The sequence below is a fragment of the Mesorhizobium sp. B2-3-4 genome (genome assembly GCF_006442315.1).
Lineage (GTDB): Bacteria > Pseudomonadota > Alphaproteobacteria > Rhizobiales > Rhizobiaceae > Mesorhizobium.
In genome coordinates, this window is sequence record NZ_VFVY01000026.1 from 92,843 (window position 1) to 103,131 (window position 10,289).

General features: G+C 65.5%; 11 protein-coding genes. 2 read left to right on the forward strand and 9 right to left on the reverse strand.

Annotation, left to right across the window (positions count from 1 at the left end):
* The first annotated feature begins 51 nt into the window (after positions 1–51).
* Both FJ967_RS29840 and FJ967_RS29845 read left to right on the forward strand, forming a co-directional pair.
* Positions 52–3,459, forward strand: a complete 3,408-nt coding sequence (locus tag FJ967_RS29840; RefSeq protein WP_140735898.1) for an acyl-[ACP]--phospholipid O-acyltransferase — start codon at positions 52–54, stop codon at positions 3,457–3,459.
* Between the two features lie 147 nt (positions 3,460–3,606).
* Positions 3,607–3,873, forward strand: a complete 267-nt coding sequence (locus FJ967_RS29845; protein ID WP_140735899.1) for a hypothetical protein — start codon at positions 3,607–3,609, stop codon at positions 3,871–3,873.
* Positions 3,874–3,933: 60 nt separating this feature from the next.
* On the opposite strand, the gene FJ967_RS29850 is transcribed toward FJ967_RS29845, so the two are convergent.
* The 9 genes from FJ967_RS29850 to FJ967_RS29890 form a co-directional block, all read right to left on the reverse strand.
* A complete protein-coding gene (locus tag FJ967_RS29850) occupies positions 3,934–5,172 on the reverse strand; it encodes a DUF1501 domain-containing protein (RefSeq protein ID WP_140735900.1) in 1,239 nt (412 codons plus the stop codon).
* A 32-nt stretch (positions 5,173–5,204) separates the two neighbouring features.
* On the reverse strand, positions 5,205–6,716 hold the full coding sequence (locus tag FJ967_RS29855; protein ID WP_140735901.1) for a DUF1800 family protein: 1,512 nt from the start codon (positions 6,714–6,716) through the stop codon (positions 5,205–5,207).
* A 121-nt stretch (positions 6,717–6,837) separates the two neighbouring features.
* Positions 6,838–7,119 carry a hypothetical protein gene (locus FJ967_RS29860; protein WP_140735902.1) on the reverse strand — a complete coding sequence of 94 codons (282 nt, stop codon included), beginning with the start codon at positions 7,117–7,119 and terminating at the stop codon, positions 6,838–6,840.
* 109 nt (positions 7,120–7,228) lie between these two features.
* Entirely contained in the window at positions 7,229–7,684 is a 456-nt protein-coding gene (locus tag FJ967_RS29865) for a periplasmic heavy metal sensor (protein WP_140735903.1), read from the reverse strand.
* The gene (locus FJ967_RS29870) at positions 7,681–8,103 is read right to left on the reverse strand and encodes a hypothetical protein (protein WP_246675435.1); all 423 of its coding nucleotides are present in this window, start codon (positions 8,101–8,103) and stop codon (positions 7,681–7,683) included. Before FJ967_RS29870 ends, FJ967_RS29865 begins: the two co-directional genes overlap by 4 nt.
* 144 nt (positions 8,104–8,247) lie before the next feature.
* Positions 8,248–8,784, reverse strand: coding sequence for an RNA polymerase sigma factor (locus tag FJ967_RS29875; RefSeq protein ID WP_140735905.1), 537 nt, complete (start codon positions 8,782–8,784; stop codon positions 8,248–8,250).
* A gap of 45 nt (positions 8,785–8,829) precedes the next feature.
* On the reverse strand, positions 8,830–9,312 hold the full coding sequence (locus FJ967_RS29880; protein WP_140735906.1) for an acid-shock protein: 483 nt from the start codon (positions 9,310–9,312) through the stop codon (positions 8,830–8,832).
* Positions 9,313–9,522: 210 nt separating this feature from the next.
* Positions 9,523–9,711 (reverse strand): DUF2158 domain-containing protein, encoded by a 189-nt coding sequence (locus FJ967_RS29885; protein WP_140735907.1) that lies wholly within the window; start codon positions 9,709–9,711, stop codon positions 9,523–9,525.
* Between the two features lie 125 nt (positions 9,712–9,836).
* A complete protein-coding gene (locus FJ967_RS29890; RefSeq protein WP_246675436.1) occupies positions 9,837–10,049 on the reverse strand; it encodes a hypothetical protein in 213 nt (70 codons plus the stop codon).
* Positions 10,050–10,289 lie beyond the last annotated feature (240 nt).

Below are 10,289 nucleotides of genomic sequence, written 5' to 3' on the forward strand. Positions count from 1 at the left end.
CGCGAAGCCAAAGGCATATTGCCTGACGGGTCTCGCCAAATGGAAATCGCCATGACCACGCATCTGATGCTGTCGCGACGTTTTGCACCGCTTTTCTGGACGCAGTTCCTGTCCGCCTTCAACGACAATTTCCTCAAGAACACACTGGTGTTCCTGATCCTTTTCACACTGGCCGCCGGACAGGCGGCTTCGCTGGTTACCTTGGCTGGAGCCGTGTTCATGGCGCCATTTCTGCTCCTGTCCGCTCTTGGAGGCGAGATCGCCGACCGCTTCGACAAGGCGCTGATCGCGCGCCGGCTGAAATTCGCCGAGATCGCCGCCGCGGCAGTCTCCGTCGCCGGTATCGCGCTGTCGTCGATCCCGGTGCTGATGGTGGCGCTGCTGATGTTCGGCATCATCTCGGCGCTGTTCGGTCCGATCAAATACGGCATCCTGCCCGATCACCTCGAGCGCAAGGAACTGCCCAAGGCTAACGCCTGGATCGAGTCGGCCACCTTCGCCGCCATCCTCGGCGGCACCATTGCCGGCGGCGTCGTTTCCGCCGATGGCATCGGTGTCTGGATCTTCGGACCGATCATGATGGCGCTCGCCGTCGGCTGCTGGTTCGTCAGCCGCTACATTCCGCCAACAGGTTCGGCTGCGCCCGACCTCGTCATCGACAAGAACATCTTCCGCTCGACCTGGCGTCAGGTCGCGGAGTTGCGCACCGACATGCGCATCTGGCGCGCCGGCCTGATGACCTCATGGTTCTGGCTGATCGGCGCCATCGTGCTTTCGATCCTGCCGACGCTGATCAAGGATTCTCTCGGCGGCAACGAGATCGCGGTCACCGCCTATCTCGCCGTGTTCGCCGTCTCCATCGCCATCGGCTCGGCAATCGCTGCCTGGATGTCGCAGGGGCGCATGGTGCTGCTGCCGGCACCGGTCGGCACGGCGCTGCTGGCGCTGTTCGGCCTTCATCTTGCCTGGACGATCTGGAGCATGCAGCCTTCGACCAAGGCCGACACCCTCGCGGCCTTCTTCGCCGGGCCGAACACGTTGCGCGTTGCGCTCGACCTTGCCGGCATGGCCATTGCCAGCGCCTTCCTGATGGTGCCGACCTTCGCAGCCGTACAGGCCTGGTCGCCCGAGGCGCGCCGCGCCCGCGTTGTTGCCGCCGTCAGCATCGTCAATGCCGGCTTCATGACGGTCGGCGGTATCGTTGTCGCCTTGATCCAGACGAAAGTCTCGACCGGCGGTATCCTGTTCGGGCTTGCCGGGGCCAACGCCGTGGCCGCCTGGCTGATGCTGAAATTCCTGCCGACCAACGCCTTCCGCGACTTCGTCTCCATCCTGTTCCGCGCCTTCCTGCGCCTGGAGGTCGAGGGTATGGAGAACCTCAAGGCGGCCGGCAAGGCGCCGATCCTGGCGCTCAACCATGTCAGCTTTCTCGACGGTCCGCTGGCGCTGACGCTGACCGACGAAGAGCCGGTCTTCGCCATCGACTATACGATCGCGCAGGCCTGGTGGATGAAGCCGTTCCTGAAGCTGACCCGCGCCCTGCCGCTCAATCCTGCCAAGCCGATGTCGACGCGCACGCTGATCAAGATCGTGCAGGGCGGCGATCCGCTGGTCATCTTCCCCGAAGGCCGCATCACCGTCACCGGCGGGCTGATGAAGGTCTATGACGGCGCCGCCATGGTGGCCGACAAGACCGGTTCGATGGTTGTGCCGATCCGTATCGACGGGCTGGAGAAAAGCCCGTTCTCGCGGCTGACCTCGCAGCATGTGCGCCGCCGCCTGTTCCCGAAGGTCAAGGTGACTATATTGGAGCCGGTCAAGCTGGAAGTGCCGCCGGAGCTGAGAGGCCGTCAGCGCCGCGCCGCGGCCGGTGCGGCCCTCTATCAGGTCATGTCGGATCTCGTCTTCCGCACCCAGGACATCGACAGGACGGTACTGGAAAAGATCATCCTGACCGCCAAGGAACGCGGCATGAAGCGGCTCGCCGTGCAGGATCCGGTCACCGGCTCGCTGAGCTACGGCAAGCTGCTGACGGCGGCCGCCGTACTCGGCGAGAAATTCCAGAACCTCTATGCTGATCAGCAGACGCTCGGCATCATGCTTCCCAACGCGAATGGCTCATGCGCCACACTGCTTGGCGTCATGTCGTCGGGCAAGGTCCCGGCGATGATCAACTTCACCGCGGGCGCCGCCAATATCCTGTCCGCCTGCAAGGCAGCCGAAGTGAAGACCGTGCTCACGTCCCGCGCCTTTGTCGAGCAGGCCAAGCTCGGAGCGGTGGTCGAGGAAATCGGCCGCTCGGTCGACATCGTCTGGCTCGACGATCTGCGCAAGACAATCGGTCTCAAGGACAAGCTGCTCGGCTTGCTGCGCAAGTCCACGCCGCGCGCGCAGCGCTTGCCCAACGATGCGGCCGTGATCCTGTTCACCTCGGGCTCCGAAGGCACGCCGAAGGGCGTGGTGCTCACCCACCGCAACATCCTGGCCAATGCCGCGCAGGCGGCCTCGCGCATCGACTTCCACTCGGGCGACAAGGTGTTCAACGTCTTGCCGATCTTCCATTCCTTCGGCATGACGGCCGGCACGGTGCTGCCGCTGATCTCTGGCGTACCGGTCTATTTCTACCCGTCGCCGCTGCATTACCGCATCGTGCCGGAACTGATCTACGCGTCCAACGCGACGATCATCTTCGGCACCGATACGTTCCTCAGCGGCTATGCCCGCACCGCGCATCCTTACGACTTCCGCTCGATACGCTATTGCTTTGCCGGCGCCGAACCGGTCAAGGCGTCCACCCGCATGACCTATATGGAAAAGTTCGGGGTGCGCATCCTTGAAGGGTATGGAGTCACCGAGACCGCGCCGGTGATCTCGATCAACACGCCGATGTACAACCGCTCCGGCAGCGTCGGCAAAATCATGCCCGGCATGGAGTATCGCCTCGATCCGGTGCCCGGCGTCGAGGATGGCGGGAGGCTGCATGTGCGCGGCCCCAATGTGATGGCGGGTTATCTGCGCGCCGAGAAGCCCGGCGTGCTCGAACCGCTGCCGGACGGCTGGCATGACACTGGCGATGTCGTCTCGATCGACGAGGGCGGGTTCATCACCATCCGCGGCCGTGCCAAGCGTTTCGCCAAGATCGGCGGCGAGATGGTTTCGCTCGCCGCCGTCGAGGCGTTGGCGGGTGAATTGTGGAAAGGCTCGTTGTCGGCCGTCGCTTCCGTGCCGGATGCACGCAAGGGTGAAAAGCTCATCCTCATCACCGAGGCGCCCGGTGCCACACGCGCCGATTTCCTGGCCTTCGCCAAGGCGAACGGCGCCATGGACCTGATGGTGCCCGCCGAAGTGCGCGTCGTCCAGAAAGTGCCGGTGCTCGGCTCCGGCAAGCTCGACTTCGCCGGCGTGACCAGGCTGGTGCGTGGTGAGGATCGGCCGGCCGCCAAGGTCGAGGCCGCCTGATCGAGGCGGCATGCGCGATGGCGCAGGCCTGCGCGACGCTTGAGGAAAGCGTCGCGCAATGACGAAAATGTGATCTTGCCCTTGCGACGGGTTTTGCCCAGCCCCTCCGTTTCACGCTGGTTAGGGGTGAAATCACGGAGACAAAGCATGTTCGCAAAGTATTTTCTGCCCTTCGCCCTGGCGGCGGGCACCTTGATGCTGTCCGGAGCGGACTCGCAGGCCATGCCGATGGCGAAGCCAAGTGCCGCGCCGCTACCGATCGAAAGCGTCGGTTGGCGCTGCGGGCCTGGCTGGCACATGAACCGCTGGGGCAATTGCGTGCCGAACCGGCGCGTGATGATCCGCCCGGCGCGCCACTGGCATCCCGGCTTCTGGGCACATCACCGCTGGCATCCCGGCTATTGGGGCTGGTGATCCCGGGAAAACAGATACCCGCTTCGGAAAAGCCGGAGCGGGTATTCTTCATTCAGGCCATCAAGCAACGAGATCCGGCATAGGCTTCACCGCCGCCGAGTCGGGAAACACCTTGTCGCCGAGCGCCGTGGCCGAGAGACCGAACTGGTCGGCGAGCAGGCCTTTCAGCACCGCCCTGACATCGCTGGTCGGTGCGAGATCGCGCTGCTGATAGAGTTGCGCCGGCTTCAGGCCTGGCCAATCGGCGATGACGCGGCCGCCTCTGATCGCGCCGCCCGCGAGCAGCACGACCGTGCCGGTGCCATGATCGGTGCCGACCGTGCCATTGATCCGCGCCGTGCGGCCGAACTCGGTGATGGCGACGATCGCCGTGTCCTTCCAGCGTTCGCCAAGACCTTTTTCGAATTCCTCGAAGGCGCCGTCCAGGCCGCCGAGCAATGTGGCGAGCCGGCCCGTCGCACCGCCCTCGTTGACATGCGTATCCCAGCCGTCGAAGGCGAGAGCGGCGACGCGTGGCCCGTCATCGGCGGCGATCAGCCTGGCGGCTCCCTGCGCGGCCTGCCGCATGCCGGCGGCGCTGTCGAGGCCGCCTCTCGGTTTCATGACATTGCCGTTCATCTGGTCGTCGAGCGCCATCCTGTCGGCGTCGAGCCCCTTTTGCAGTGCCACCGCCAGCACCGGGTCGCGGTGCTGGTAGAGGTCGAGAACCCGCGCCGCGAGGTCGCCGGTCGGCGCGGGCAGGGATTGCGGCGCCCAGCCGAGCACAGGGGCAGCACCTCGGATCACCAGCGGCGTCGACGGGCCGACGGCCAGGCCGCCAAGCGTCGCCACGCGGTCGCCCGCCGGCAGGTTCTCGAGAGCCCGGTTGAGCCAGCCGGTGGCGACATGGCCGGGGCCGGCAAAGCCGCTTTCCAAGACATCCTGTCCGTCGAAATGCGAGCGCTCGCGATAGCCCGTCGCGGCCGCGTGAACGACAGCCGCCTGGTTTGCCTTGAACAGCCGGGCAAACACCGGCATCGCCGGATTGACGGCAAAGAAGCCATCGAGCGGCAGTGCCGCGTGCGGGCCAGCGAGCGAGAGCGCAATGTCGCCATGCAGGCCGGCATAGTCCGGATCGTCGACCGGGCCGACAGCTGACAGGCCGTCCAGCGCGCCGCGCAGCACGATGACGATCAGGCGCGGGTCGCGATTGTCGGCGGCACGGGCAAAGCGCGGCAGATAGGCCCAGGCAAACAGCGCTCCGCCGGTCGTCAATACGGCGCGGCGGGACGGGTGAGGGGGAACACACAGCAGGCTCATGGCATCATCTCCGGGCGTTGTCGGTACTGGCGCTATCGGCGCTGGAATTCGGGCGCCATCAGCAGCAGCGCCAGGCCTTGCTGCTTGGACTCGGCCCGGGCGACCGCCTCACGCGTCTGCGGCGAGGCGGAGCTGCCGATGACGGCATCGAGTATATCGTTGGGATTGCCGATGTCTTTCACTTGCCGGGCTGCCTGCCAGGCGATGTCGAGGCGGACCTTCATGCCTTGCGCCGATGCCCAGCCATCCGCCTGGTCGGGAAAGCCGTTCGGTCCCGGCGGTTGCCAGAGCGGTTCGCCCAGGGCGTTGAGCCAGTTGAGCGACGGACCAGGGTCGTTGGTCGGCCCGGGGCCGGCGGCCCTGCGGATGGCCGTGATATAGTCTAGGGGTGATCGCATCTTTGCCAAAGGCGTCGACCACGCCTCCGGCATGTCGACGAGTGCCGCCGCCAGTGCCCTGAGATTGCCGTCGCTCTTGACGAACACCTTGACGAGGCGCGCGACCGCCGCCGCCGGCGGATCGTCCGCTATGAAATGCCGGGCAAGTTGCGTGGCGACATGGTGCGCGGTCGCGGGATGAATGGCGATGTCGTTGAGCGCGGCCTCGGCCTGGCCCATGCCGCCGGCCGAATAGGTTTTGCCCAGCAACACCTCGTCGCCTGGCTCATGGGCGTTGGCGTTGAAGACGGAACTGCCCGGTTCGCCCAGCCGTCCCTCCCGTCCGGCCATCGTCCAGCCGGTGAGGATACGCGCGAAGCTGGTGACGTCGGCCTGGGTGTAGCCGCTGCCGACACCCAGCGTGTGCAACTCTAGGATCTCGCGGGCAAGGTTCTCGTTGAGGCCGCGCTGGCGGTTCTTGCCGGCACGGGAATCCGGGCCGATCGATTGCTGGTTGTCGAGATAGAACAGCATGGCCGGATGCCGCTCCACTGCCATCAGCATGTCGGCGAAGCGCCCGAGCACGAATGGCCGGATGGCTTCCCGTTCGAAGGCACCGGCGCTGGCGCGCACGATGTTGTCCTTGGCCACGGAGACGCAGAAATGGTTCGACCAGAAATAGACCAGGCGTTCGACGAAGCCGACTTCGACCCGCAAAGCCTTGTCGAAGCGGGCCTGGGCTTCAGCCCGGTACAAAGTGGCTTCAACCGGTGGTGTTGCCGGCTTGGCGGCGGCCGCCGGCGGCGCGCCGGCCGGCACCTTCGCCTTTACGGCTGCACTCGGCATGGGCGCGGCACCCGTCATGGCCGTGGCCGCCGCCTTCGTCGTGTGCGCGGCAGTCGTCAGGCTCCTGTCAAGCTTGCGCTGGAAACCTGCCGCCATGCTGGCCTGGATGGCCGGCGTGCTTCCCAGGAGGTCGGCATAGGCCGGATCGTCATAGGCGATCATGGCGATATCCGGTTGCCGAAGTTCCGCCTTGAGACAGCCGCGCGGATCACCCGCCAGTCTGTCGCGGTCGCCGGGCCGGGCGCCAAGCCCGAAGCGGTTGAATACGATCAGGATAGGATCCGGCAGGGCCGAATCCGGCGCCTTGGTCGCGACAGCCATGTCAGCGCTCCATGATTGGATCTCACGCGCGATGCGCGACGCCCGATCGGGCTGTTTCCTGAGCGTTCAAACCGGCGATAGGGGCCGGACAGGCAGCGCGCCGCCCGGCCCCCAGCTGCGCCTACCAGCGGCGCCAGCGGTGCCAGTGACGGTGCGGATGCCAGGCGTAATAGGCCGGGCCATGCCAATAATAGTAGCGCGGATACACCACGACACGGTTAGGGACGCAGCGTCCCCACGGATTGGGGTGCCAGCCAGGCCCGCAGCCCCACGCCACATGCTCGACCAGTGCCGGGGCGCCCGGCTGGGCCACCATCGGCATGGCGGAAGAGGTCGCGACGGTCGCGGCGGTTCCGGTCAAGGCAAGGACGGCGGCTGCCGCATACTGTGTCAGGCTGTTCATGACGATACTCCGAATGTTCCGAGAGAATGAAAACCTGTTCGTACCGATTGGTCCGGCAGGTCTGCCCTTCTCCTGGTTAAACGGCCCTGTGGGCGTTTTCCGTCGGCGGTCACGGCGATTTTTTTGGCTCTGCCTTCGACGGAGGCCCGGCGCGTCTGGACAGCCCATCCGCCAGCACGGCGCGACCCTCGGCGGAACCCGCCGCCGCGAACTCGACGATGCGCTGCTCCAGCCGCGTGCGCAGGGTAATGTCGGCATTGCGGGCCCGCTCCAGGGCCGCCGACAGCGCTGCCGTGTCGAGGACGGGTTGCAGCAACAAGTCCGCCGCCTCGCGCCTGGCCTGCTGGCCATCGAGGATGATGTCACGCGATTCGCGGCGGACCTCGCGCAGCGCCTTGCGAAACAGAATGCGCTGCTGGTCGGGAAGACGGCCGCCGGCCGCTTCCAGCGAATAGCCCTGGGCCGGCTTGCCGCTTCTTATCCAGACGGCGCCACCCGCAAGTGCCCCGGCCAGGAAGACATTCAGCGCCACCGATGCGATGATGAGGTTGCGGCCCGCGCTCATAGGTCCTCCTCGACCGTCTCGCCATCGGGGCCGGCGTCGCCGAATGCGGTCGCATTGGCGTCGAGCACATAATGGTCGGGCTGAATCTCCGGTGTGACGACGCTCACCAAGGCCAATCCGGCGACGGCGCCCGCCAGACCGATGCCGGCCAGTCCCAGACCAAGCCACCAGAAACGCTTGCGCCGGCGTTGCACGAGATGCCGGTCGGCGGTCCGCAGGATGCCGCCGTACAGCGCCGCGCCGGGCGCCTTGACGTCATAGCTGTCGAGCAGGGCATCGAGTTTTCCGGCGTGCCCCAATATGGCCGCGCCCGTCTCGCTCGCGGCGAAATTCGTCCCCGCCATGCGGTCGGCCTGGGGCCACCGCCGTAAATCGCCACCATAAGCCGCTGCCAGAGCCGCAAAGCGCTTGGCATCCATTGCCGGTTCTTTCCTGGACCCGTCAGACATCAGTCTATCCTTTGCAGGTTGACGCCGCGTGTCCGAATGATGGGCTTCCCGGAAACCGGCCACCGCACGATCGCGAGGTGTTGTGAATGCCTCGCATTCACGGCCGCGCCTTCTTCACTCATGCACGCCATCCCTTGCCAGGATCGCCTGCAGGGCGCGGCGGCCGCGCGAAAGCAGGCTTTCCAGGGCATCGACACTGATCTCCAGGGTCGCCGCCGCCTCTATGTTGGACATCTCCTGATAGTAGACCAGGATGATCGCCTCGCGCTGACGCGGCGCGATTGCCTGCAGGGCCTGCTCGATCAGATGCGGCTCTTCGCGGGCATCGGGAAGCGGGGCGGGATCGACAACATCCGGGACCTCGTCGGTCACCCATTCGCGGCGCCGGCGCAGCCGGTCGTAGCACAGGTTGAGCGTGACGCGGTGAATCCAGCTGTCGAAGCGTGCATTGCCGCGCCGCCAGCCCGATGCATGACGCCAGATGCGCACGAAGGTCTCCTGGGCGACATCCTCGGCTTCCGCCGCGTCGCCCAGCATGCGCGAGGCGAGCGCCAGGATACGCGGCAGCTTGCGCGCGACGAGCGTCCGCACCGCCGCGGGGTCGCCGGCGCCTACCTGGCGAACCAACTCCTCGTCCGGGTCGGCGCTCATCGGCTGGCGCACTCCCGATGTCCATCACGCGTCATAGCCTCTTGGTCATTGCTCCGGCTTGGGAGCGGATTTGTGGCCCGGCATCTCGTCGGCCGTCAGAATGCCGTCGCCGTTCTTGTCCAGCCTGGCAAAGCGCTTGGCAAAGAACGCATCGAGCTCGGCCCGGTCGATGAAGCCGTCATGATTGGAATCGATGCGCGCGAACGATTTGGCCGGGTCGCCCTTGATGTTGCGCTTGGCCTGAAAGGCCTCCCACTCCAGCAGGCTGATCTTGCCGTCGCCGTCGGTATCGGCGGCCATGATCGCCTTTTCCCGCCGCTTCTGGAACTTGGCGAGCGTAATGTCGGACTTGCCAGTGGGTGATGGGCCAGTGGGTGATGGGCCAGTGGGTGATGGGCCAGCGGGCGATGCGGCGGCGGGCGACGTAGAAGCAGGTGGCGTCGCGGCCGGCGGCTGTGCCGCTGTCTGTGCCAGAGCCGCGGTGGTCAGCAGGCTCAAGGCGGCGGCAAGGATCGAACGGCGCATCATGCTTGACGTCTCCGGTTGGCGTGCCATGGCCCGATGCCAGGATCACGCTTCAGCCGTTAAACGTCGCGGGCGGAGAAATCCGTCGGTCGCCAATGCCGATTACCATGCCGCCGGCGATGCCACGCCTTGGCGCCACGAGAGGCTGCAGGAAATTACATCCGGCACGCTGAACTCGCGCCGGGCCGGCAACCCCTTTTGCGAAGGCGGGAATTATGCCGATTGGTCGGCGGCAACCAGCTGATCCGATTTGAAGCCCGCATGCTGCGGGGTCCACACCTCACCCTCTTTGTTGAACCAGTGGCACAGATACATGCCGGAAGCGGCACCATCGCTGACCGTCATCTTCGGGCCTCCCGACTTCAGCTTGACGACGTCTCCGGTCTTGAAAGTGTTGGGCATTTGGACCTCCCATGCTGACATGGGCATTTCATACCAAAACCGGGGTCCCGACAATGGCGGATAGATCCCTGGACTACCGTCTTGCGTGGCAGCACCAGCTGAGGGCGTGGGGCAAGTTCCGGCGATCAGTCGACCTCGATCACGCGCCGCGCCGGCTTGTCCATCGGCTGCGGACGGCGCGCCGCCTCGGGCTTGGGCTGCGCCACTGCTTCGTGCCGCAGCCTTTGCTCCCTCAGGCGGGTCGTCTTGGCGTCCCTTGCGTCACGTTCGGCATCCAGCACCAGCCTCGCCTCGCGATCGGCCCTTGCAAATCTTTCCTTGTCGACGCGTCGTGGCAATTTGCTACCTCCTGTCCATGCAACCATCGGCAGGAAATGTGCGAAGCAAGTATCTGTTCCGAAGAAATAAAAGTCCGATTTCCATCATTTGTTGTTGAGGTTTGGAAAATACCGGACCGCGCGCTTGTCAGCGCCTTCTCTGCCCGGAGGAGTTTTGAAAAACTGGTGCCGCTTAGGTGACTCGAACACCTGACCCCATCATTACGAATGATGTGCATCCCTACGTTTTGCGCGGTTTTG

Coding starts and splice junctions, on each gene's coding strand:
- FJ967_RS29860 (WP_140735902.1), bottom strand. CDS start 7,119: ATGAACAGCCTGACACAGTATGCGGCAGCCGCCGTCCTTGCCTTGACC.
- FJ967_RS29855 (WP_140735901.1), bottom strand. CDS start 6,716: ATGGCTGTCGCGACCAAGGCGCCGGATTCGGCCCTGCCGGATCCTATC.
- FJ967_RS29870 (WP_246675435.1), bottom strand. CDS start 8,103: ATGGATGCCAAGCGCTTTGCGGCTCTGGCAGCGGCTTATGGTGGCGAT.
- FJ967_RS29885 (WP_140735907.1), bottom strand. CDS start 9,711: ATGCCCAACACTTTCAAGACCGGAGACGTCGTCAAGCTGAAGTCGGGA.
- FJ967_RS29865 (WP_140735903.1), bottom strand. CDS start 7,684: ATGAGCGCGGGCCGCAACCTCATCATCGCATCGGTGGCGCTGAATGTC.
- FJ967_RS29845 (WP_140735899.1), top strand. CDS start 3,607: ATGTTCGCAAAGTATTTTCTGCCCTTCGCCCTGGCGGCGGGCACCTTG.
- FJ967_RS29850 (WP_140735900.1), bottom strand. CDS start 5,172: ATGAGCCTGCTGTGTGTTCCCCCTCACCCGTCCCGCCGCGCCGTATTG.
- FJ967_RS29840 (WP_140735898.1), top strand. CDS start 52: ATGACCACGCATCTGATGCTGTCGCGACGTTTTGCACCGCTTTTCTGG.
- FJ967_RS29880 (WP_140735906.1), bottom strand. CDS start 9,312: ATGATGCGCCGTTCGATCCTTGCCGCCGCCTTGAGCCTGCTGACCACC.
- FJ967_RS29875 (WP_140735905.1), bottom strand. CDS start 8,784: ATGAGCGCCGACCCGGACGAGGAGTTGGTTCGCCAGGTAGGCGCCGGC.